The sequence below is a fragment of the Devosia elaeis genome (assembly GCF_001650025.1).
GTDB classification, from domain to species: Bacteria; Pseudomonadota; Alphaproteobacteria; order Rhizobiales; family Devosiaceae; genus Devosia; species Devosia elaeis.
The window spans coordinates 1-22,185 of record NZ_LVVY01000093.1 but is presented as its reverse complement, the minus strand read 5'-3'; the positions used below and the strand labels follow the sequence as shown (position 1 = coordinate 22,185).

Below are 22,185 nucleotides of genomic sequence, written 5' to 3'. Positions count from 1 at the left end.
CACCCTGTGACGAGAGGTCCTAGCCCCGCTTCAATTGCGGGGTGATGGTGCGGTTGGCGTCGAGGGAAAGGTCCTGGCGGATCGGGCCGGGCGGGGCGAGGTAATCGCCCTGGACGAGCAGGATATCGCTGTCGAGCAATTCGACGATCTGCCGCTCATTGGCGATGGCGGTGGCGATGAGGGCGACGTCGAAGCGCGCCAGATAATCGGAAATGTCGGAGACGTGGAAATCGGTGAGCGCCTCTGGCGCTTCGATCAGCCGCGCCGCCTCGACCCGCAGGGCACGCAGGCCCGAGGCGGCCAGCTCGGCCATGTCGAGGCGCAGCGAGGTGGCCCCGCCCAGCGAGAAGCCGGCGCCCTTGCGGCCGATCTGCTCGATGACGGCGCGCTCATGCCCGGTCAGCGCCAGCCATTCGCTTTCGGCGACAAGGAAGGTCAGGCCTTCCAGTATGGCGCGATTGGCGTCGAGGATGCCCAGCATCCGTTCGGCGGCCGGGCCATCGCCTAAAGTGGCGCAGGACAGCGGCACATGGAGAATGACCGGCGCGCCGCCGGTGCGGGCGCGACGGGCGACGGCCACCGCCTCCATCAGCGCCGAAGCCTCGATCTGGCGCACCAGGTCATAACCGCCGCGCCGGGGCATGAAATCGGCCGGATCGGCCCAATCGCCATCGTCCAGCAGCAGGCGCGGCATCAGGTCATAGGCGGCGACGCGGCGATGGGGCAGGCGCAGGATGGGCTGGAGGTGAAAGGCCAGCCTTTTATCGGCCACGGCCTGGCGCAGGGTTTCGAGCGGAATGACCGGCTCCCTGTCGGGCGCCGGGGCCGGAGCGGGAATGACCCGCCCGGGAGTCTTCATGGGCGCGTCGCGGCGCGGGCCGGTGCTTGCCAGCTTGTCCTCGACTTCCGCCACGGCCTCGGCGACCTGGCGGATGACGGTGCCGAGTACGGAAATATCGGCCTCGACGGTTTCGAGGCGCTGGCCGGGATTGGTATCGGCAATGGCATTGATGCGCTGGCCGAGCACGGCGCCGGCCTGGGCGTCGGTGGCGAGCAGGCGGGACAAGTCCTCGATGGCGCGTTCCAGCCGGTTTTCGGCGCGGATGCGCAGCATGCGCTCCATCGCCACCACGCCGATGCAGCCAAAGACCAAAGCGGCCAGGATGGCATTGGCCGGCGTGAAGCTCAGCGCGAAATAGCTCAATGCCCCCAGGCCGGCGGCGGACAGCGCGATGAACGAATAAACCAATGCCTGCACGGGCGGACCTGCAATCCCTTCGTGGCGCCGGGGATTCGGCATATTTTCATAGCATCCCGGCAAGACCCGAAAAAGCGCCGTCGCCACTCTGTCCCCGGCCTATTTCCGCGCTTTTCCCCGGCGCGACGGCCCGATGGCGCGCCCTGCCCTGTGCCGATCTGACACGTCCCGGTGGCCCCGGCGGCGGCTTTCGGCGGAGCGGCGCGAACGGAATATTTACCCTAATCCGAAACAATCGGATCAACCAGAAGAACGGCCCGGCTGCGGGCGAGACCAGGGTAAAACGCGTGATGACGATGACGAGCGGAAGCGACAATGCCCTTAACGGCCAGCTCCTGCTGATCGACAGCGACGGGGACAGCGCGCGCCGCATGGGCCGGGCGCTGAGCGAAAAACTGCTGGTCGCCCCGCGCGTCGCCATTGCCGAAAATGGTCGCCTGGCGGCGGAAAAGCTGCGGCAGGCGCGCTTCGACATCATCATCGCCGACCTGGGCAGCCTTGCCGACCTGGCGCCGAGTATCGAGGATGCCATGGGAAGGCTGGTGCGGCTGGCCGAGGGCGCGCTGGTGCTGGCCGTGGCCGATAGCGGCTCGGTGAGCGCGGCGCTGGGCGCCATGCGCGCCGGCGCGCATGATTACCTGGCCAAGCCGGTCAGCGGCGCTGCCCTGGCCAGCCGCATCGGCGAATTGGCGCAGCGCCACGGGCGGCCGCGGTGCCTGGGCGCGGAAACCGGGCCCGAACCGGTCGTGACCGATTATGCCGGCTTCGTGGGCGCCTCGAGCGCCATGCAATTCCTCTACGAGCAGATCGGGCGCGTCGCCACCTCCTCGGCGCCGGTCTTCATCACCGGGGAAAGCGGCACCGGCAAGGATGTCTGCGCCGAGGCGCTGCATGCCCAGGGGCCGCGATATGAGCGGCGCTTCGTCGCCATCAATTGCGCCGCCATTCCGCGCGACCTGATGGAAAGCGAATTGTTCGGCGTGGTGCGCGGGGCCTTTACCGGCGCCCATGACGACCGCAAGGGCGCGGCGGAATTGGCCGATGGCGGCACGCTGTTTCTCGATGAAATCGGGGAAATGGACCTGTCGCTGCAATCGAAATTGCTGCGCTTCCTGCAGACGGGCATGCTGAGCCGCGTGGGCGAGACGGCGGCGCGCAAGGTCGATGTGCGGGTGATCTGCGCCACCAATCGCAATCCCATGCAATTGATCGCCGAGCGGAAATTCCGCGAGGACCTGTTCTATCGCCTGCATGTGCTGCCCATTCACCTGCCGCCGCTGCGCCAGCGGCCGAGCGACGTGATGGTGCTGGCCCGCCATTTCCTGGCGCGCTATGCCCGGGAGGAGCACAAGAGCTTTTCCGGCTTCACCCAGGACGCGGCCCAGCAACTGACGGCGGCGGACTGGCCGGGCAATGTGCGGCAATTGCAGAACCTGATCCGCCGCATGGTGGTGATGTTCGATGGCGGGGAGATCGACGCCGCCATGCTCTCGGCCGCCGATATCGAATCGCAGGGTGCGGCCCCTGCCCCGGTGGAAGCGCCCCGGGCCGACAATCGCCGCGCCGTGCTGCCGATGTGGCAGCAGGAACAGCGCATCATCGAGGACGCGATCGCGGTCTTTGGCGGCAATATCTCGCTGGCCGCGGCGGCGCTCGAAATCAGCCCCTCCACCATCTATCGCAAGCGACAGAACTGGGCCGAGATGGCCGCGGCCGGCTAAAGCTATCGGAACAGATCAGGGCGTATTGGCTTCGCGGGAGCGGGTGCGGTCGAGGCCGAGCCAGCGTTCGCGCAGGATGACGGCGATGCCGGAGCCCACGATGATCACCGCGCCGATCAGCATGGGAATGGTGGGCACGTCGGCGAAGATCAGGAAGCCGATGATGATAGTGAGGATCAGCGACACATATTCGAACGGCGCGATGACCGACATGTCGGCATAGCGATAGCACGAGGTCAGCAGGAGCTGGCCGATGCCGCCGAAAAAGCCGGCGCCGATCAGCAGGGCCGCCTGTTCGGGCGTGGGCCAGATCCAGCCGAACGGCAGGGTGAGGAGGCTCAGGATGCTGGCGCTGACGAAGAAATAGGTGACGATGACCTCGGTGCGCTCGGTCTGCACCAGGGTGCGCACCTGCAGCATGGCAAAGGCCGAGGCGCAGGCGCCCGCCAGCGCCGCCAGCGCCCCGATCGTGGTGCCGTCGGCCATGGGCGCGGCGCCGGAAAAGATGGTGATGCGCGGCAAAAGGATGATGACCACCCCGATCAGCCCGACCAGCACCGTGGTCCAGCGGAAGATATGGACCCGTTCGCGCAACAGCAGGGCGGAGAGAATAACGATGATAAGCGGGGAGGCATAGCCGATGGCGGTCGCCTCGGGCAGGGGCAGGCGCGTCAGGGCGAAAAAGCCCATGGCCATGGAGGCGACGCCAATCAGGCCGCGCAGGAAATGGCCGAAGGGACGCCTGGTGGCGAAGGCATGGGCGAGCCGGCCCTTCCAAGCCAGCCAGGCCAGGACCGGCAACAGGGCGAAGAAGGAGCGGAAGAACACCATTTCGCCCGCGGGCACCGTCTCGGTGGCCTTGAGCATGGTGGCCATGACCACGAAACAGCAGACCGAGGCCACCTTGAGCGCGATGCCGCGCAGGGGGCCGCCAAGCTGGGTCGATGGCGGTTCGGCGTCGCTCTCGCCGGCGGGCATGGTCACGTCGATCCTATCCGCGCTGGCGCCTAGCGGCCGGCTTCCAGCTTTTCCTTGGCGATGCGGGCGGTGGCGAAGGCCTTGTGCTCTTCGCCCACGGCGCTACCGGATTTGAGGACCTTGCCCTCTTCGTCCTGCACTTCCCAGTGCCAGTTCGCGTTGGGACCGACGCCGCCTTTGCGGCGTAGCTTGATCTGCAAAGATGATTTTTCGCTCATGATCTGCCTTATGGCCCAGTCCGCGGGCGGAAGGAAGAGGGTATAGGCGCTCATCGGAGCGCGCCTCATCGCGCCCTATTCAAAATCGGATATCATGCCGACAGGTTTGGACAATTTTGCATAGGCACCATCGACACTAGGTTTGCCCTGTCGCAGCATAGGAGATGAGCATGACAATCCAGAATGATTTCGGCCCCGTGAGCGGCCAAGTTCGCACTGTCCTCAGGCTGGAGGGATTGGCCGTGCTCCTGGCGGCGACAGCGCTCTATTTCGGCCTAGGCGGCGCAGTCTGGCTTTTCGCACTCCTGCTGTTCGCGCCCGACCTGTCCTTTGCGGGCTATGCGATGGGCAACAAGGCAGGCGCGATCATCTACAATATCGCGCATAATTACCTGGTTCCCGTGGCCATGGGCGCCACCGGCATATTGCTCGGGATCGAAATCCTGCAGCACCTGGCGTTGATCCATCTGGCCCATATCGGGCTCGACCGCAGCCTGGGCTATGGGCTGAAATATGCGTCCGGCTTCAAACATACCCATCTGGGCGAACTGGGGCAGAAGCGCGGGCGCTAGACCTCCGTCACCTCGATGCGGATGCGGGCGCCGGCAAAGGTGAGAAGATCGCGGATGGGCGCGAAATCGCCTTCGGCATAGGGGTAATACCAGGCCTCGTCCACGCCGTCGGCGGTGAGGGTCTTGATGGTGTAGAAATGGGCCATGCCGGGGCCCTCGTCGTCGCGCTGGGTGTCGGAAGCCTCCAGAATGCCCGGATGCACGTCGTCCAGCGGCAGGAAATATTGCGGCGCGCGGCCCTGCCATTCCAGGCGCAAGGCCTTGGTGGAGCTGGCGATTTCGGCATCGTCGAAAATGACATGCACCCGGCCGGCAATCGGGGTGACGGTGACGGGGCGGGCGGCGGGGGCGGGCATGATCGGCACCTCGTATTGGCTCTGGTTCATGTACACTCAACGCGCGAGAAAAAACTTCGGTTCACGCGCCTTGACTCCGGCCGAGCCGCCTCCCTATATCCCCCTAGCCTGTTAGCACTCACCAAAGACGAGTGCCAACAGGTCCCGTTTTTTGCATTAGAAATGATGCCAAGAGGAGCAATTCATGGGCTTCCGTCCCCTGCATGACCGCGTGGTCGTCCGTCGCGTCGACAGTGAAGAAAAGACCAAGGGCGGGATCATCATTCCCGATACCGCCAAGGAAAAGCCCTCCGAGGGCGTGATCGTTTCCGTGGGCCCCGGCGCCCGCGATGAAAATGGCAAGATCAATGCGCTGGACGTCAAGGCCGGCGATCGCGTGCTGTTCGGCAAGTGGAGCGGCACCGAGGTCAAGCTCAACGGCGAAGACCTGATCATCATGAAGGAAAGCGACATCATGGGCGTGATCGAAGCGTAATCCGCTTCTCGCGCCCTTTTTTGTCGTCCCCTCAAACCAACAGACAGTTTCAAGGAGCCATAAATGGCCGCCAAGGAAGTCAAATTCTCGACCGAAGCCCGCGAAAAGATGCTGCGTGGCGTCAATGTCCTCGCCAATGCGGTGAAGGTCACCCTCGGCCCCAAGGGTCGTAACGTCGTCATCGAAAAGTCGTTCGGCGCCCCGCGCATCACCAAGGACGGCGTCTCGGTCGCCAAGGAAATCGAACTGGAAGACAAGTTCGAGAACCTGGGTGCCCAGCTCCTGCGTTCGGTCGCCTCCAAGACCAACGACGTTGCCGGTGACGGCACCACCACCGCCACCGTTCTGGGCCAGGCCATCGTGGTCGAAGGCGTCAAGGCCGTCGCCGCCGGCTTCAACCCGATGGATCTCAAGCGCGGCATCGACCTGGCCGTCGCCGACGTGATCGAGAGCCTCAAGGGCTCGGCCAAGAAGATCACCTCGTCCTCCGAAGTCGCCCAGGTCGGCACCATTTCGGCCAATGGCGAGACCTCGATCGGCGACATGATCGCCGAGGCGATGCAGAAGGTCGGCAACGAGGGTGTCATCACCGTCGAGGAAGCCAAGACCGCCGAGACCGAGCTCGATGTCGTGGAAGGCATGCAGTTCGACCGCGGCTATCTCTCGCCCTATTTCGTCACCAATGCTGAAAAGATGACGGCGACCCTCGAGGACCCGTACATCCTGCTGCACGAGAAGAAGCTCTCCAACCTGCAGGCCATCCTGCCGATCCTGGAAGCCGTCGTTCAGTCCCAGCGCCCGCTCTTGATCATCGCCGAAGACGTCGATGGCGAGGCCCTGCCGACCCTGGTCGTCAACCGCCTGCGCGCCGGCCTCAAGGTCGCTGCCGTCAAGGCTCCGGGCTTCGGCGACCGCCGCAAGGCCATGCTGGAAGACATCGCCGTCCTCACCGGCGGCCAGGTGATCTCCGAAGATCTCGGCATCAAGCTCGAGAACGTGACCCTCGACATGCTCGGCACCGCCAAGCGCGTTGAAATCACCAAGGAAAACACCACGATCGTCGACGGCGCCGGCACCCAGGAAGACATCCAGGCCCGCGTCGGCCAGATCAAGGCCCAGATCGAGGAAACCACCTCGGACTACGACCGTGAAAAGCTGCAGGAACGCCTGGCCAAGCTGGCCGGCGGCGTTGCCGTGATCCGCGTCGGCGGTTCGACCGAAGTGGAAGTCAAGGAGCGCAAGGACCGCGTCGATGACGCGCTCAACGCGACCCGCGCCGCCGTCGAAGAAGGCATCGTGCCGGGTGGTGGCGTGGCCCTGCTGCGCGCTTCGGCCGCCATCAAGGCCAAGGGTGCCAATGCCGACCAGGAAGCCGGTATCGCGATCGTTCGTCGCGCGCTGCAGTCCCCGGTCCGTACCATTGCCAACAATGCCGGCGCCGAAGGCTCCGTCGTTGTCGACAAGATCCTCGAGAACAGCGCTGCCTCGTTCGGCTACAATGCCGCGACCGGTGAATATGGCGACCTGGTTTCCCTGGGCGTCATCGACCCGGTCAAGGTCGTGCGCACCGCGCTCGAAGACGCCGCCTCGGTCGCTTCGCTGCTGATCACCACCGAAGCCACGATCGTGGAAGCCCCCAAGCCCGAAGCTCCGGCCATGCCGGGTGGCGGCGGCATGGGCGGCATGGGCGGCATGGATTTCTAATCCACGCCCAAAGCGTTCAGCTTCAGGGATCGTTTCTTCCCAGTCACGATCCTTGCGGAAAGCCCCGGTGGAAACACCGGGGCTTTTTTCCTGCGGGCTCGGCGCAGGTATCGCGCCTTGTCGAGCGGTCCGGTCCCATCCGCGGCGTCACCCCGGCGCAGGCCGGGGTCCATCTCCCGCAGCCGATACATCTCGAGCTGGATCCCGGCCTGCGCCGGGATGACAGCCGGTGTGTGAGGAAAAAGCCAGCTTATCCCCGCCCCTGCTCCATCAATGCGATCGAGCCGCGTCAGCCTGATGCATAAAACCCTCTAGGGAAAAAACAGCAGCTTGAGCGCCATGGCGATGGAGACCACGACCACGAGCGGCCGGATGATCTTCACGCCATAACGGATGCCGGTGCGGGCGCCGACATAGCCGCCGATGAGCTGGCCGATGGCCATGACGATGGCGACGGGCCAGACCACATGGCCGCCGGGGATGAAGATCACCAGAGCCGCGAGGTTGGAGGTGAAATTGAGCGCCTTGGTGCTGCCGGTGGCGCGGGTGATGCCGAGGCCGAAGAGCACGACGAAGCCCATGGTGAAGAAAGCGCCGGTGCCGGGGCCGAACAGGCCATCATAAAAGCCGATGGCAAAGCCCATGAGCGGCACGAAGGGGCCGAAGGGCAGGCGCGCCGCCCGATCGGCGTCGGAGAGTTTGGGGGCGAACAGAAAATAGAGCGCGATGCCGATCAGCGCGACGGGCACGGCCACATTGAGCAGAGTGACATCGACATTGCTGACCGCGAGCGCCCCCAGCAGGCTGCCGGCAAAGGTGAGGGCGATGGCCGGCAGCAGATCGCGCAGCGCCACGAAGCCGCGCCGCCAATAGGTGAACACCGCCATGCCGGTGCCGACCATGGACTGCATCTTGTTGGTGGCCAGGGCAGCCACGGGGGGCAGGCCCGCCGAGAGCAGGGCGGGCACGGTGATCATGCCGCCGCCGCCGGCTATGGCATCGACGAAACCGGCCAGCATGCCGACGGCCATGAGGGCGAGGAGAAGGAGGGGATCGAGCATGGAGATCGGCGCCGTTACACTTTTTCGAGGATTGTTCGGCTAAAAGTCGCTGACGATAGGGAGAATGCCGCGTGACCAAGCTTTACAGAGGCAATCATGTAGCCGTGATCCTGCCCTGCTTCAACGAGGTTGCAGTGATCGCCTCGGTAATCGCCGATTTTCGCGCGGCTTTGCCGGAAGCGGGCATCTATGTGTTCGACAATGCCTCGACCGACGGCACGGCGGAAGCCGCCGCGGCGGCCGGCGCGGTGGTGCGCCATGTGCCGCAGCGCGGCAAGGGCAATGTGGTGCGGCGCCAATTCGCCGATGTGGATGCCGATGTCTATGTGATGGCCGATGGCGACGGCACCTATGATGCCGGGCAGAGCCGCGCGCTGGTCGACATGCTGCTCGACAACGGCCTCGACATGGTGGTGGGCACCCGCCAGGCGGTGGGCGATGGCGGCGAATATCGGCCGGGCCACGTGCTGGGCAACAAGGTGCTGACCGGCACGGTGGCCAATATTTTCGGACGCGGCTTCAGCGACATGCTCTCGGGCTATCGCGTGCTGTCGCGCCGCTTCGTCAAATCCTTCCCGGCCCTGTCCAAGGGCTTCGAGATCGAGACCGAGCTGACCATCCACGCGCTGGAACTGCGCGCGCCCTATGGGGAGATGAGCACCGCCTATGGCAGCCGCGCCGAGGGCTCGACCAGCAAGCTCAGCACCATCCGGGACGGGCTCGCCATCGTCGAAACCATCGTGCGGCTGTTCGCGCGGGAGCGGCCCCGCCAGCTCTACATGGCGCTCGGCTCGGCTGTGGCCCTGTTCTCCATGCTCATCGCCATTCCCGTCATCGTCGATTATTTCGAAACGGGCCTCGTGCCGCGCTTTCCCACCGCTATCCTGGCCGGGCTCGGGATCGTCGCCGGGCTGATCCTGGGGGCGACGGCGGTGATCCTCGACAGCGTGGTGACCGGGCGGCGCGAGGTCAAGCGGCTGCGCTATCTCGAAATCCCGGCGCCGCGGGCGGCGGACGGGCCGTGAGAAAGCGCGTCCTGCCCTTCGCCCTGGCCGGCATGATCGGCTTTGTGATCGATGCGGGAATGCTGCTGCTGGTCGCGCCGCTTCTGGGGCCGTTCGGCGGGCGAATATTGTCCTTTACCGTGGCGGTGCTGTCGACCTGGTTGATCAACCGCAATTTCGCCTTTGCCGACAAGGCGGCGCGAAACGGCAAAGGCCAGGAATTCCTGCGCTATTTCGCGGCCATGCTGCCGGGCGCAGCGGTCAATTGGGTCGTCTATGGGCTGGTCGTCGCCCTGTTGGCGGATACGAATATCGGACTGGTTCTGGCCGTCGCGGCGGGGAGCCTTGCGGGCATGACCACCAATCTGGTCGCGGCGGACCGGCTGGCGTTTCGGGCGCGGCGCTAGAGCGTTTCGTCTGCGCCGAGACAAAAGTAGACCCCATCCTGAGCCCGTCGAAGGACGAGATCGTGGCACCCAAACTTCAGCGTGCCCGACCTCGTGGTTCGACAAGCTCACCATGAGGTCTTCGGATGGTCTGGAGCGGTTCGGGTTTAGCTGGATGCTTCCCTCACCCTTAAGAGGAGGCGCCCCACCCACCGATCGTCACCCTCGGGTCAGGCCCGAGGGTGACGATCCGGATTGGGCTGGAATCACGGCCCTTTTGCTTCTCTCCCCTTGGGAGGAAAGAGCGATAGTACCGTGTCCGCTTAAACCTGAAAGGCCCTAGTCGCCGCCACCACCATCTCCGCCACCGGCATCGCCGGGGCCATCGGTATCGGCGTATTTTCCGGCCATGACGGGAGCGCCGGAATCACCGGCGGAGGTCGAGGCGGCGTTCTTCTTGGCACCGGGATTGCGGGTGCCGGAATAGACGATAAGGCTGGCGCCCAGCAGGATCAGCAGGCCGACCAGGGCGATTTCGAGCTCAGTCATGGAGGCGCACCAGCATTGTATCGAGGACGGCCCGGCGCTCCTTGGACCAATCGGCCGTTTTTGAGACGATGAGATTGGCCTCGCTCTGCAGCATCACGCCGTCCTCGAGCACCCTGAGGCCGTTGGCGGCGAGGGTGGAGCCGGTGGAGGTGATGTCCACCACGATATCGGCAACGCCGGAAGCGGGGGCGGCCTCGGTGGCGCCCAGGCTCTCCACGATGCGATATTCGGCGATGCCGGCCTGGGCGAAATGCTGGCGGGTGATCGTGATATATTTGGTGGCGATGCGCAGCCAGCGGCCATGGCGCGAGCGGAAGTCCGAGGCCACATCCGCCAGGTCGTGCATATGGGTGACGTCGATCCAGGCATCGGGCACCGCCACGACCACATCAGCGCCGCCGAAGCCGAGATTGCGCGCGAATTCGACCGAGGCGGGGCCGGCCTCGCTGGTCTCGTGGATGAGATCGCGGCCGGTGACGCCCAGGTCGATATTGCCGCGAATGAGCTCGCGGGCGATTTCAGAGGCCGGGTAGAAGCGCACGGTGATATCCGGGATCCCTTCGATGGCGCCGAGATAGGAGCGGGCGCCGCCGGGGCGGGTAATGGTCAGGCCGCGCTGGGCGAACCAGTCACGGGTCATCTCTTCCAGCCGCCCCTTGGACGGCACGGCGAGCGTGAGAGTCATTTCGGTCCCTCCGCTTCGAGCCGGTCGACCCAGAGCGCGCAGCCGGAGGCGGCAATGGGCGCCGTGGCCCCCAGGCGTTCCAGCAGGCGGTCATATTGACCACCGGATACCAGGATCGAGCCCCCCTGCCCGCGCATTTCGAAGACGATGCCAGTATAATAATCGAGGCGCGGCGAGAAACCCGCATCGAAGGACACGCGCGCCTCGCCCAGCCCGTCGAGATGGCGGCGAATGGCGCGGATCGGCGCGCCGAGAAACAGGCGGTGTTTCTCGCCCAGGGCCTCGACCTGGCGCAGGGCGGCAAGCGCATCGCCCTTGATGGACAGGTAATCGCGCAGCAGCCTGAGCGTGGTGGCGGGCACCTGGGCGGCGTCCAGCGCCTGCTGTTCGAGAAAGCGGTCGGCGATCTCCGCCGGGCTGCGGCCGTCGGACAGGCTGAGGCCGGCCGAGACCATGCGGGCGGTGACATCCTCGATGAGATCATCGCGGGAAGGCTGCTCGCTGCGCTTCTGCTCGGGCGCCTGTTCGAGCCGGCTCAGCAGGCGATCCATGGCTTCGGGATGACCGAAGCGGTGGCGGATGCGGCTGCGCCAGGCATCGGGCATGTCGGCCTGGGCCAGGAGCGCCTCGAACAGCCCGACCCCGCCCAGATGCACCTGCGGGACGATGCCATAGAGCGAGAGCGCGGCGCGGGCGAAGGTCAGCACCTGATCGAGCGCGATATCGCCGTCCGGCTGGGCCAGCAGTTCGATGCCGGCCTGGTCGAATTCGGCGGGGCCGGTCTCGCGCTGGCGGAAAATCGGGCCGAGATAGGAAAAGGCCGCCGGCTCCCCTGCCCCCTGGGCGATGTAATCGGCGACGATGGGGAGGGTGAAATCGGGGCGCAGGCAATATTCGGCGCCGCTCATGTCGGTGGTCAGCAGCAGCCGGCGGCCGAATTCCTCGCCGGCCAGGTCGAAATAGGGATCGGCCTTGAGCAGAAGCGGCGGAGTGGCGCGGCAACCGCCCTGGGCCTCGACGAGGGATTCGAGCTGCGAGCGGCGATAGGCGGGATTGGTCATGGGCGCCCCCTTTTCACCTCTCCCTGGGGGGAGAGGTCGACCCTCTTGGGTCGGGTGAGGGGGCCTTCGGCCAGGTGCAGAAACAAAGGCCCCCTCACCCGGCGCTGCGCGCCGACCTCTCCCCCAAAGGGAGAGGTGAAAAGGGTGCCGGATGTCGGGCCCTGCGCCATCATTGCTCGCTCAGCAATTTCTGCACCGCCGCAACCAGCTCTTCGCGCTTCACCTCGAACTGGCCCGGCCTGGCGGCCTTCCATTCGGCATTGTCGGTGATGGCGGCCGCAGCCTGCTTGCCGGCGACGAGGTCCTTGATCTGCACGATGCCCTGTTCGCGCTCCTGGCTGCCTTCGATGATGACGGCGGGGGAATTGCGCTTGTCGGCATAGGCGACCTGCTTGCCGAAATTCTTGCTCGAGCCCAGGAACATCTCGGCGCGGATGCCGGCCTTGCGCAGCTCGGACACCATGGTCTGGTAGCGGGGCGTCTGATCCTTGTCCATGACCAGGACGACGACCGGACCGGCCGGCTCGGTGGCGCCGAGATTGCCGGTGAGCTTGAGCGCATTGGCCAGGCGCGACACGCCGATGGAAATGCCGGTGGCGGGCACGGGCTCGCGGCGGAAACGGGAAACCAGGCCGTCATAACGGCCACCGCCGCCGACCGAGCCGAAGACCACGTCCTGGCCCTTCTCGTTCCGCACGGTAAAGGTCAGTTCGATCTCGAAGACCGGGCCGGTATAATATTCGAGGCCGCGGACGACGGAAGGATCGAGGATAACGCGCCCGCCGAAGCCGGCGGCGCTGACCAGGCCGAAAATCGCGGCCAGCTCCTGGACGCCGGCAAGCCCCGTTTCGGAGCCGCCGATGAGACCGGCCAGATTATTGATGGTGGCGACGACATGGGCATTGCTGCCCTTTTCGACGCCCGGGGCGGGCGTGCCGCTATCGACATAGGCGAGGATGGGCTCGATCTGGGCATCGGTGAGGCCGGCGCCCTTGGTGAAGTCGCCGCTCTCGTCCTTGCGGCCGGCGCCGAGCAGCAGCCGCACCCCTTCGGGGCCGAATTTGTCGAGCTTGTCGATGGCGCGCAGCACGGTGAGCTTCTGCTCGTCGCCGATAATGCCGGCCGTCGCCAGGACGCCGTCCAGCACCTTGCGATTGTTGACGCGGACCACATATTGCCCGGCCAGGCCGAGCGTATCCATGACGTCGGCCATCATCATGCACATTTCCGCATCGGCCTCGGGGCCGGTGGCGCCGACGCTGTCGGCATCGAACTGCATGAATTGACGGAAGCGGCCAGGGCCGGGCTTTTCGTTGCGGAAGACGTAACCCTGCCGATAGGAGCGGTAGGGCTTGGGCAGGGTTTCGAAATTTTCGGCGAAATAGCGGGCGAGCGGCGCGGTCAGGTCATAGCGCAGGCTCATCCACTGCTCGTCATCGTCCTGCAGGGAGAAGACGCCGGCATTGGGCCGGTCGGTATCGGGCAGGAATTTGCCCAGCGTCTCGGTATATTCGAAGAACGGGGTTTCCACCGGATCGAAGCCATAGCGCTCATAGACTGTCCTGATCTTGTCGATCATGGCGCCGATCGCGGCGATGTCGCCGGGCGTGCGGTCTTCGAAGCCGCGCGGCAGGCGCGGGGTGATGAGCTTGGGCTTTTCGGACATGTGCGAACCTAGCGGAAAGTCGAGCCGTTCCTAGACGATTGGCCACAATGAGACAACAGGACTTGGGGCGGGACGGCGGCCGGGGGGTGCCCGGCCGCCTTTAACCATCAAGGCCAGCTCCTGTCGGGGGGATGCGTCCGCCAGACATCGATGCCGATGCCCAGATAATTGGGGGCTTGTGCGGCCGGCAGGCCGACATCTTCCCGCAGGTAATCGGGCACGTCCGAATAATGGATCGGCCGCTGCGCCCACCAGGCGCGCAGGGCTTCGCCCAGAACCACGCCCAGGCCGCGATGCCGCACGGCATCGGCGATAGAGAATTCGAGACGCAGCACGACGCTGCGCCCTTCGATCACGTTCGAAGACATTGCTTTTTCCGGCGGAATGGATACCGCCGGCCTCTGTTGAAGTCGGGTTGGGAAAGGCGGAATCCGGACGCGAAACGAGCCGGCTTCAGCGATTCACGGTTTGAGGTTGGAAGTTCGCCGGCCTGAAGAAACAGGCCGAAGGCTCATCGAGGCAAAGCGCTTATGCGCGTGCGAGATGATGCCAGGTTGGCTCCGAGCGGCGGAACGCTACATATTTCATAGAACGCCTCCCTCGGCTGGCATTTGCGAACAGGGCTGGGTTACCTCACGGATGCGTGAGCCGCAAGCCTCGCTGTGTCAGCTTGTCGCAGCGCAGGGCCATCTGTTGCAGGCTTGCAACTATGACCGGGCGCGGGGTCGGGAATGGTCCTGCCGCCAGGCAACGGCCGGTTAACCCTTCCCGTGCAGCCAGCGTTAACCACGCGGCTTGACCTCTCCTTGGTGCTTGGGCGGCACAATGGCGCCGAAGCATTTGGGGATGCAGCCCATGTCCGTTCGCGTTTTTCGCCTTCTTGCCGCCGGGTTGGCGGCTTTTTCGATCATGTCGATGGCTCTGCCTGCCCAGGCGGATACGTTCCACCCCGGCTGGCGCTTCGCGCCGCCGCCCGGCATCACGCTGACCAATGGACGACCGCAACACGCGCTGGCCCTGCAGGGCAATGCCCATGTCTCGCCCATCTATCTGCGCCAGGTCGTGCCCTATGCGACGGGGGAACGCGCCGGCACCATCGTCATCGATACGCGGGCACACTTTCTCTATTTCGTGCTGGGGGATGGCCGCGCCCTGCGCTACGGCATCGGGGTGGCGCGCGACGGTTTCGAATGGAGCGGCGCGCATCGGGTGACGCGCAAGGCGGAATGGCCGCGCTGGACGCCGCCGGCCGAGATGCGCAAGCGCCAGCCGGGCCTGCCGGCTTTCATGGAAGGCGGCCCCAATAATCCGCTCGGCGCCCGCGCCCTTTACCTGGGCTCCACGCTTTACCGCATCCACGGCACCAACGAGCCCTGGTCGATCGGGCAGAACGTCTCCTCGGGCTGCATCCGCATGACCAATGCCGATGTCATCGACCTCTACGAGCGGGTGCAGCTCAATTCCAGGGTTGTCGTGCTTTAGCGGCGCGGGGCGGGAACGGATGATGAATGGATTTCTGCGGCTGGCCGGCCGCTTCGGCAAGGATGAAAGCGGGGTCTTCGCGGTCCTGTTCGGCGTCATGGCCATCGTCCTGGTTGCCCTGGGCGGCGCGGTGGTCGACTACGTGACGCTGGAACAGACCCGCTCGCGCGCCCAAACCGCCCTGGACGCGGCCGCCCTGGCGCTGCAACCGGACATCAACGACGCCAATATAAGTGCAGAATCGATCCGGGTGCGGGCCGAGGACATCGTGCGGGAACGCATCGGGGATCCGCGCGTCAGCGTCGGCCTCAATGCGCCGGTGATCGACCTCGCGACCGGAAGGCTGTTCCTGAGCGGCAATCTCTCTGCTCCGACCATGTTCGTCAGCCTTGTGGGGGTGAACGAGTTGGGCGCCTCGTTCAGCGCGGAAGCGATGCGCGGCACGGTCAATCTCGAAGTCTCGGTGGCGCTGGACGTCACCGGCTCCATGGACGGGCAGGACATTCGCGACCTGCGCGCCTCGGTGAGCGGGCTTATCGAAACCATCGTGCAGGACGTGCAGACGCCGACCTATTCCAAGGTCGCACTCGTCCCCTATTCGCAGGCAGTCAATGCCGGCCCCTATGCCGACGCCATACGAGGGCCCATCCGGCAGCCCAAGGGAATCACCAATATCAGCTGGGCGGAAAATACGATCCGTAACATCAGCTCCGCGTCACGCTCGGGAAGCGTGACCATCACCTCCAACGGCCATGGCTACCAGAACAATGACTGGGTCTATATCTGGGAAGTGGTGGGCATGACGCAGATAAACGGCCGGGCTTTCCAGGTTACCGGCCGCACCAACAACACGTTCCAACTGCGCGGCGTCAGCACGTCGAGCGTGAGCAATTACCAGCGAGGCGGCAAAATCCGGCGCTGCATCAATGCGAATTGCCAGGTGGAAATCACATCGCCCAACCACGGCTATGCGGTGGACGACTATTTGCGCGTCACCCATGTGGGTGGGCTGACCGGAGTAAACGACATCACCTATCAGGTCGCCAGCCGCACCAATAATACGGTGATGCTCGCCGGCCTGCCGAGCCATGGCGCGGGCAATTACACGCCCAATACCGGACAGTTGCACTGCACCTGGCAGAATGCCTCCGGAAACTGCACCTATTATTATTTTGCCAGCCGGACAGGCACGTGGAACACCTTTGCGGTTAGCACTTGCGTCACCGAGCGGCCGATCAACGGCCCTACCGACCTGCCGCCGACAACGGAATTGTTCGGACGCAATTATCCCGCCTCGAACAATCCATGCCTACCCAACCCCATCGTGCCGCTAACCGCCGACAAGACGGTGCTCCACAATGCCGTCAACAGCCTTAGCGCAGCCGGCTCCACTGCGGGCAGCCTCGGAACGCTCTGGGCCTGGAACATGCTGTCCCCCCAATTCGGCTATATCTGGCCCTTTAACAGCCAGCCCGGCCCCTATAACGACCGGGAAATCCTCAAGGCCGCCATCATCATGACGGATGGCGAGTTCAACACCGTGCACTGCAATGGCGTGGTGGCGAACAATTCGACGTCCGGCAGCGGCAACAATTATGACCAGATCAATTGCCGGGCGCCCAATGGCGATGCCTACCCGCAGGCGCAGGCCTATTGCACTGCCATGAAACGAGCCGGGATCACCGTCTATACCGTCGGCTTCGCCATCACCGCCGGCAGCAACGCAGCCAGCCTGCTCAGTTCCTGCGCCAGCAATGTGAGCAATTACTACCTGGCGCAGAACGGCGACCAGTTGCGCCAGGCCTTCGAACAGATCGCCCGCAACATTTCGGCGTTGCGCCTGACGCAATGATGGGAAGGAAGGAATGGTACCGCCTCCCCGGATTGAACGGGGGACCTCTAGATCCACAATCACACGGAATTTTGTTTTTCCATGTTTTCCGTTGTTGATTGTGGTTTTGTAAACCGTTGTTCCTAGGTCGGTTTCACGTTATGTTCGTTTCTGGTTGTTTACTGGTGTTTACTCGCTGGTGGCGACCCGGTGGCGACCCAGGAGGGTTTCTGGCCAGGAGCGAACAGTGGCGGAAGTGCGGATAACGAAGCGAGTTGTTGACGGCGCGGAGACGCGCGCCAGCCGCTACACCATCTTCGATAGCGCCCTACCCGGCTTTGGTCTGCGCGTATTCCCGACCGGTGCGAAGTCATGGATTTTCGAGTATCGGCCTGGCGCCGGCGGCAAGGGCGTCGACAAGAAGCGCGTCACCATCGGCAAGGCTTCTGACCTCACCCCCGACCAGGCTCGCAAGATGGCCTCGCAGCTCCGCGCCGACGTCATCCGCGGCGAAGACCCTATGGGAGCAAAGGCGGCTCAGCGGAAAGCTGCAACGGTCGCTGACCTGGCAGACGCTTTTCTCAAGGACCACGTTGCCGACAAGCGCGAAAACAGCACCTATGTTCACTACAAGGACCTGCTGGACCGTATCATCCTGCCTGTCGTGGGCAAGGTGAAAGCCATCGACCTCGATCATGCCGAAGTCGCCAGGCTGCATAGGGCATGGAAGCGGACACCATTTCAGGCCAACCGCATCCTGGCCGTGATTTCGTCTATGTACAGCTTCGGGGCACGCCAGTCGGTGAAGATGGTGCCCAAGGGCACGAACCCGGCCGCCGACATCGAGAAATACGATGAACCGGCTCGCAACCGCCCCCTGAAGCCAGAGGAACTGATGCGCCTGGGCGATGCCCTGCGCGTCGCGGAGACTACGGGCATTCCATGGAATATCGACCCCGAAAAGCGCACCAGCAAACACCTAGCATCGCCGGAGCGGCAAGTCACCGTCCACAGCGAGCACGTCATCGGCGCCATTCGTCTGCTGATGTTCACGGGCGCCCGGCTCCGCGAAATCCTCAACCTCCGTTGGGATCAGGTCGAACTTGATGCCGGCCTGCTGCTGTTGGACCATCACAAGACAAAGCGACGCACCGGTCAGATCAAGCCCATCGTGCTCAACCCGCCCGCCATCGAGGTCTTGTCGAAGCTGACCAGGCTTGGCGTCTACGTCATTGCGGGGGAATCGGCGGGCACCGAAGACGAGAAGCCCCGCCCCGATATCAAGAAGCCCTGGGCATCGATCAGCAAACATGCCGGGCTTGAAGGCCTGCGCATCAACGACCTGCGCCACAACTTCGCCAGCCTGGGCGTAGGAGGCGGCCTTGGACTTCCAATCGTTGGCAAGCTGCTTGGACATACACAGGTTCGCACCACGGAACGCTATGTCCATTATGACAATGATCCCCTTCGTCGGGTCGCCAATACAATCGGCGCCACTATTGCCGCCCGGACAGGTCACGTCCCGCCTGACGCCGACAACGTAGTGCCGATAGACAAGGCTCGAAAGGGCTGACAGTTGCGCAGGGATAGGCCGGCCAGCCGACAAGCCGTCTCACCAGCGGTTTCTCTGCGCTTCCAATCTGGTGGTCGTGAGGTGAGCGCGATGCATGATGAGTATCCTGATTGGTCGTTGACCATGGCGATTGCATGGATAACCACCGGAGATTTGATCGAGGTTTCTCGCTGGGCAGAGAGGAGCCCGGTAATGTCCCATGCGGTCCAAATCCTGGATGATGATGACACCAGCCTCGGATGGAAAAGGCTGTTAAGTGCGTTGGCCAACGGCCAGGTTGTGTCGGTCGCGAGCAAAAACGGCGAACCCATGGAGCCTATGACACGGTTGGACTGGTCACTTGGCTCAGGTAGCTACGAAGCCGATTTTTCTCTCACATGGCACAACAGAACAGGCGACAGCTTCCGAGAAATCTATGTCGTCGCGCGCGACGTGCAGCGTCTTTTTCCGGGTGACCCCAAGCGTCCTGCTCTTAGACTGGTTACCGCTGCCCCTGAAGCAAATGGAAATGAACACATAGGATTCGATTCCGAAGACAATGCCTCTTCGCGTAGCAGCGACTATACCGGTTATGCGTCTAGCGAGAGTACGCCGACCGACAGGACTGCATCCAGCCACACTACTGCCAAAAGACGGGGCCGAGGCCGCCGTCGCGGTTCGGGCGCGATTGATGACGCCAACGCGTTGGACGCGATCAAATCCAGAGCCGATGGGCATGAGGATCGGTGGTGGCGCGAGTGCGGAGCAGAGGCCCAGAAGTTGGAGCCCAGAGCCACCCCAGAACGAATTAGCAGTATACAAAAGCGTCTTTACGGAAAGCTTACTCGGGCAAAAGCAGCGATTTCGACTGACGAATTGAGCTGACTTGACCTGATCATCGTCTGACTAAATCGCCCTAGAGACTGCGAAAAAACTGGCGCACCTTGTCATCAACCAGCTGATCCCGCTGGGAATGGAAAGGAGTATCCATGAGCATTCCGCTTCACGCGATTGCCGCGACAGTCAGCAGCCACCCGCTTGAGGAACAGCGCCTTCTGTCCACGGCCGAGGCGGCCAAGTTCCTAAACCGTGCTGAAAACACCCTGCGCATCGCCCGCATTCGCGGCAATGGCCCGGCCTACCGCAAGTTCGGTCGCACGGTCCGCTATACGATTGAGGACCTGATCGCGTACGTCGAGCAGTCCAAGCGCACCAGCACCAGCCAGGCCGCCTAAAAGGAAAAGCCCCAGCGGGAGCGAACCGCTAGGGCCTCAATAGGAATTCACAAATCATGACATATCACGAACCCGCCTTGGCGGGCAACGCTATCGGCTTGCCTGAGTTCTTCGGCCTGCCGCTGCTCGATTGGCAGGAGCCGGCCAACTCCAACACCCCCAACAACACCGACCCGACCAGCCTCACCCCTGGCGGCCGGATCATCTTCAATCGTGTCCGGCGCCCGGCTTCGACCTGCAATTTGCTTGCCCGCCTCGCCGGTCTTGGATCGGAGGTCGATCATGTCGGCTAAGCTCAAATTCACTGCCGCCATCCATGGCGCCGATGGCGACCGCCATATCGATGTTCTGGGCCGCGAGGCCTGGGCCTTGCTCGAACTGGTCGAGGCCGGTTCCCGTGGCTGCACCCCCATCGACAATCCCGCGCCTCGCTGGAGCCACTATATCTGGCTGCTCCGTGGCGACGGTTTCAAGGTCGAAACCATCGATGAAAGCCATGCCGGCCCGTTTGCCGGATCCCATGCCCGTTATGTCCTGCATGATCACGTCACGCTCGACGGCGGCAACCTTGCCGAGTGGCGCCCGAACGGCGTCCGCTATCCTCACAAGGTGGCGGCATGACCAAGCTCGGCACAGCGACGATCAACGGTAAGCAGGTTTCCTTTTTTGAGCCTCCTCACAAAGACGGCCCCGACTTCCCTTGGGTCGATGTGAAAGAACTGGCGGGGGCATTCCTCCCGCCAGATGCAGCGATCCGCATGGTAGAGCATGCCCAGCGGTTCGGTGGGGATGGCGAGCGTGTCGTGACTGTCGCGCGTAACGGCGACGATATCGCCACCATCATGTGCCACGCCATGGCCCAAGGCCTATGCGGCTTCATCGATCAGCAAAATGGCTTCGTGCCGGCCGACGCCGATGATGCAGGCCCGGTGCACTGGAAATATTGCGTTGCCGCCGGGCGGTTTGCCGCCGATCACTGGCCTTTGTCCTTTGAGGGCATCATTCATGCCTTCCATCATGGCGGTGGTCATTTCATGCGGGGTTTGCGCGATGACTGACCCTGCTTTTGTTCCGGAAATCGAGCAGAACCTTTTGGGCGCCATCCTGTCGGGCGGCGACCACCGCCCGACACTGGCCCGCCTCACTCCTGAACATTTCATCGAGCCTGCCCATGCCGAAATCTATCGCCTAGCCTGCGCTGCCCAGGAGCAATACGGCACCACCACCATGCCGACCGTGTTCAAGCTGGCCTCGCCAGAGTTTGTTCAGGGCTTTGCTGATCGGACAGGCACGCCTTTTGGCAGCTACCTCTCCGGGCTGGTGAGCAGCACCCCGTTTGACGCCCGGAACATAAAGGGCGGCGCCAAGGCCGTGGTCAGCCAGTGGGTGCGGCTGGGTCTGAAGGCGGAAGCGGAAGCGCTTGCGGCTGCCGCATCCGACCCCGCCACGAATCCGGCCGAACTGGCTCGCGCCATCGTCGCACGCGCCGATGAGATTGCATCCCACCTTCGCACCCGCGGCCGCACCAATACTCGACAGACCTTTGCCGAGGCCGCGCAGGAGGCCCTGACGGCTTCCATCGAGGCCAGCGGCCGGAAGGGGCTCACCGGCATCACCAGCGGCTTAATCGACCTGGACCGGGCCACAGGCGGTCTCCAGCGGCGCGACTTGATCCTGATCGGCGCCCGGCCCTCCATGGGCAAGACGACATTGGGTACCTCCATCGCCCGACACGCTGGCGCCAGTGGCGTGGGCGTTGGCGTGTTTTCGCTGGAAATGGACAATGCCAAGCTGACCGCCCGTATGCTGTCCGACCTGGCGCACGACGCCGGCCATCATATTGCCTATCAAGACATCATTGCCGGCCGGCTTACCGAGGACCAGAAAGACGCAATCGCAGGTGCGCTTGAGCGCCATACGGCGCTGCCGATCATTTTCGATGACGCTTCCAGCCTGATCATCGCTGAAATCCGCGCCCGCACCGAAACCATGCTGGAGGACGCCCAGGACCGGGGCGTCTCGCTCGGATTGCTCATTATCGATCACCTGGGCAAGGTGAAGCCATCAGCCCGATATGCCGGCAATCGCAACAATGAAATTGGCGAAATCACGGACGGCCTCAAGGCGCTGGCGCGGGAATATGATCTGGCGGTGGTGTTGCTCTCCCAGCTCTCCCGCCAGGTCGAGCAGCGCGACGACAAGCGCCCGGTGCTCTCCGACCTCCGGGACAGCGGAAATATCGAGCAGGACGCCGACGCGGTGATGTTCCTGCATCGGCAGGCCTATTACCTCGAACGCGCCAAACCCGAGAAATACGACGAGCGCATTGAGTGGGAAGCTGAGCTGGCCGCCGTCTGCTGCGCGTCAAACAGGGTGAGCCTCAGCGTCAAT

At 64.0% G+C, this 22,185-nt stretch carries 25 protein-coding genes; 15 read left to right on the top strand and 10 right to left on the bottom strand.

Going from position 1 to position 22,185, the window contains the following annotated elements; translation table 11 throughout:
* Window positions 1-19: 19 nt before the first annotated feature.
* A complete protein-coding gene (locus A3840_RS12565; RefSeq protein WP_165603178.1) occupies window positions 20-1,258 on the bottom strand; it encodes an EAL domain-containing protein in 1,239 nt (412 codons plus the stop codon).
* A gap of 296 nt (window positions 1,259-1,554) precedes the next feature.
* On the opposite strand from A3840_RS12565, the gene A3840_RS12560 reads away from it, so the two are divergent.
* Window positions 1,555-2,979, top strand: a complete 1,425-nt coding sequence (locus tag A3840_RS12560) for a sigma-54-dependent transcriptional regulator (RefSeq protein ID WP_245676611.1) — start codon at window positions 1,555-1,557, stop codon at window positions 2,977-2,979.
* Window positions 2,980-2,994: 15 nt separating this feature from the next.
* Here the strand turns inward: A3840_RS12560 and A3840_RS12555 are convergent, their stop codons facing one another.
* Both A3840_RS12555 and A3840_RS12550 read right to left on the bottom strand, forming a co-directional pair.
* Window positions 2,995-3,957, bottom strand: a complete 963-nt coding sequence (locus A3840_RS12555; protein ID WP_067457217.1) for a DMT family transporter — start codon at window positions 3,955-3,957, stop codon at window positions 2,995-2,997.
* Between the two features lie 29 nt (window positions 3,958-3,986).
* Window positions 3,987-4,229: a hypothetical protein gene (locus A3840_RS12550; protein WP_067457185.1), complete on the bottom strand. Its 243-nt coding sequence runs from the start codon at window positions 4,227-4,229 to the stop codon at window positions 3,987-3,989.
* 116 nt (window positions 4,230-4,345) lie between these two features.
* On the opposite strand from A3840_RS12550, the gene A3840_RS12545 reads away from it, so the two are divergent.
* Window positions 4,346-4,747 (top strand): DUF4260 domain-containing protein, encoded by a 402-nt coding sequence (locus A3840_RS12545; protein ID WP_245676610.1) that lies wholly within the window; start codon window positions 4,346-4,348, stop codon window positions 4,745-4,747.
* Here the strand turns inward: A3840_RS12545 and A3840_RS12540 are convergent.
* The gene (locus A3840_RS12540) at window positions 4,744-5,133 is read right to left on the bottom strand and encodes a DUF427 domain-containing protein (RefSeq protein WP_067457180.1); all 390 of its coding nucleotides are present in this window, start codon (window positions 5,131-5,133) and stop codon (window positions 4,744-4,746) included. The two genes, A3840_RS12545 and A3840_RS12540, sit on opposite strands and share 4 nt — an antisense overlap.
* Window positions 5,134-5,287: 154 nt before the next feature.
* Here A3840_RS12540 and A3840_RS12535 point away from each other — a divergent pair, with 154 nt between their 5' ends.
* A complete protein-coding gene (locus tag A3840_RS12535; RefSeq protein WP_046103399.1) occupies window positions 5,288-5,578 on the top strand; it encodes a co-chaperone GroES in 291 nt (96 codons plus the stop codon).
* Window positions 5,579-5,641: 63 nt separating this feature from the next.
* Window positions 5,642-7,282 (top strand): chaperonin GroEL, encoded by a 1,641-nt coding sequence (gene groL, locus A3840_RS12530; RefSeq protein WP_067457177.1) that lies wholly within the window; start codon window positions 5,642-5,644, stop codon window positions 7,280-7,282.
* 311 nt (window positions 7,283-7,593) lie between these two features.
* Here the strand turns inward: groL and A3840_RS12525 are convergent, their stop codons facing one another.
* Window positions 7,594-8,343, bottom strand: coding sequence for a TSUP family transporter (locus A3840_RS12525; RefSeq protein ID WP_067457174.1), 750 nt, complete (start codon window positions 8,341-8,343; stop codon window positions 7,594-7,596).
* Between the two features lie 71 nt (window positions 8,344-8,414).
* On the opposite strand from A3840_RS12525, the gene A3840_RS12520 reads away from it, so the two are divergent.
* Both A3840_RS12520 and A3840_RS12515 read left to right on the top strand, forming a co-directional pair.
* Complete coding sequence (locus A3840_RS12520; protein ID WP_067457171.1) at window positions 8,415-9,368, top strand: glycosyltransferase; 954 nt, start codon at window positions 8,415-8,417, stop codon at window positions 9,366-9,368.
* Complete coding sequence (locus A3840_RS12515; protein ID WP_067457169.1) at window positions 9,365-9,754, top strand: GtrA family protein; 390 nt, start codon at window positions 9,365-9,367, stop codon at window positions 9,752-9,754. The genes A3840_RS12520 and A3840_RS12515 overlap by 4 nt, the downstream gene beginning before the upstream one ends.
* A 318-nt stretch (window positions 9,755-10,072) precedes the next feature.
* Here A3840_RS12515 and A3840_RS12510 read toward each other — a convergent pair whose 3' ends face one another.
* The 5 genes from A3840_RS12510 to A3840_RS12490 form a co-directional block, all read right to left on the bottom strand.
* Window positions 10,073-10,282, bottom strand: a complete 210-nt coding sequence (locus tag A3840_RS12510) for a hypothetical protein (protein WP_067457166.1) — start codon at window positions 10,280-10,282, stop codon at window positions 10,073-10,075.
* Window positions 10,275-10,967, bottom strand: coding sequence for an ATP phosphoribosyltransferase (gene hisG / locus A3840_RS12505; protein ID WP_067457163.1), 693 nt, complete (start codon window positions 10,965-10,967; stop codon window positions 10,275-10,277). Before hisG ends, A3840_RS12510 begins: the two co-directional genes overlap by 8 nt.
* Complete coding sequence (locus tag A3840_RS12500; RefSeq protein WP_067457159.1) at window positions 10,964-12,028, bottom strand: ATP phosphoribosyltransferase regulatory subunit; 1,065 nt, start codon at window positions 12,026-12,028, stop codon at window positions 10,964-10,966. Before A3840_RS12500 ends, hisG begins: the two co-directional genes overlap by 4 nt.
* A 169-nt stretch (window positions 12,029-12,197) precedes the next feature.
* The gene (gene hisS, locus A3840_RS12495) at window positions 12,198-13,694 is read right to left on the bottom strand and encodes a histidine--tRNA ligase (protein WP_067457156.1); all 1,497 of its coding nucleotides are present in this window, start codon (window positions 13,692-13,694) and stop codon (window positions 12,198-12,200) included.
* Window positions 13,695-13,801: 107 nt separating this feature from the next.
* The gene (locus A3840_RS12490) at window positions 13,802-14,062 is read right to left on the bottom strand and encodes a hypothetical protein (protein ID WP_067457153.1); all 261 of its coding nucleotides are present in this window, start codon (window positions 14,060-14,062) and stop codon (window positions 13,802-13,804) included.
* Window positions 14,063-14,609: 547 nt separating this feature from the next.
* On the opposite strand from A3840_RS12490, the gene A3840_RS12485 reads away from it, so the two are divergent.
* The 9 genes from A3840_RS12485 to A3840_RS12450 all read left to right on the top strand — a co-directional run.
* On the top strand, window positions 14,610-15,176 hold the full coding sequence (locus tag A3840_RS12485) for a L,D-transpeptidase (RefSeq protein WP_425388850.1): 567 nt from the start codon (window positions 14,610-14,612) through the stop codon (window positions 15,174-15,176).
* Window positions 15,177-15,195: 19 nt separating this feature from the next.
* Window positions 15,196-17,028 carry a ubiquitin-activating E1 FCCH domain-containing protein gene (locus A3840_RS12480; protein WP_067457150.1) on the top strand — a complete coding sequence of 611 codons (1,833 nt, stop codon included), beginning with the start codon at window positions 15,196-15,198 and terminating at the stop codon, window positions 17,026-17,028.
* A 226-nt stretch (window positions 17,029-17,254) separates the two neighbouring features.
* Complete coding sequence (locus A3840_RS12475; RefSeq protein ID WP_067457147.1) at window positions 17,255-18,580, top strand: tyrosine-type recombinase/integrase; 1,326 nt, start codon at window positions 17,255-17,257, stop codon at window positions 18,578-18,580.
* A gap of 90 nt (window positions 18,581-18,670) precedes the next feature.
* Window positions 18,671-19,444 carry a hypothetical protein gene (locus A3840_RS19460; protein WP_131798317.1) on the top strand — a complete coding sequence of 258 codons (774 nt, stop codon included), beginning with the start codon at window positions 18,671-18,673 and terminating at the stop codon, window positions 19,442-19,444.
* A 104-nt stretch (window positions 19,445-19,548) separates the two neighbouring features.
* Entirely contained in the window at window positions 19,549-19,794 is a 246-nt protein-coding gene (locus A3840_RS12470; RefSeq protein WP_067457144.1) for a helix-turn-helix transcriptional regulator, read from the top strand.
* Between the two features lie 77 nt (window positions 19,795-19,871).
* Window positions 19,872-20,087: a hypothetical protein gene (locus tag A3840_RS12465; protein WP_131798316.1), complete on the top strand. Its 216-nt coding sequence runs from the start codon at window positions 19,872-19,874 to the stop codon at window positions 20,085-20,087.
* Entirely contained in the window at window positions 20,077-20,415 is a 339-nt protein-coding gene (locus tag A3840_RS12460; RefSeq protein ID WP_067457138.1) for a winged helix domain-containing protein, read from the top strand. Before A3840_RS12465 ends, A3840_RS12460 begins: the two co-directional genes overlap by 11 nt.
* Entirely contained in the window at window positions 20,412-20,852 is a 441-nt protein-coding gene (locus A3840_RS19725) for a hypothetical protein (protein ID WP_067457136.1), read from the top strand. The genes A3840_RS12460 and A3840_RS19725 overlap by 4 nt, the downstream gene beginning before the upstream one ends.
* Window positions 20,812-22,185: replicative DNA helicase (locus tag A3840_RS12450; RefSeq protein WP_165603177.1), on the top strand; the 1,374-nt coding region annotated here is incomplete at its 3' end. The genes A3840_RS19725 and A3840_RS12450, both read left to right, overlap by 41 nt.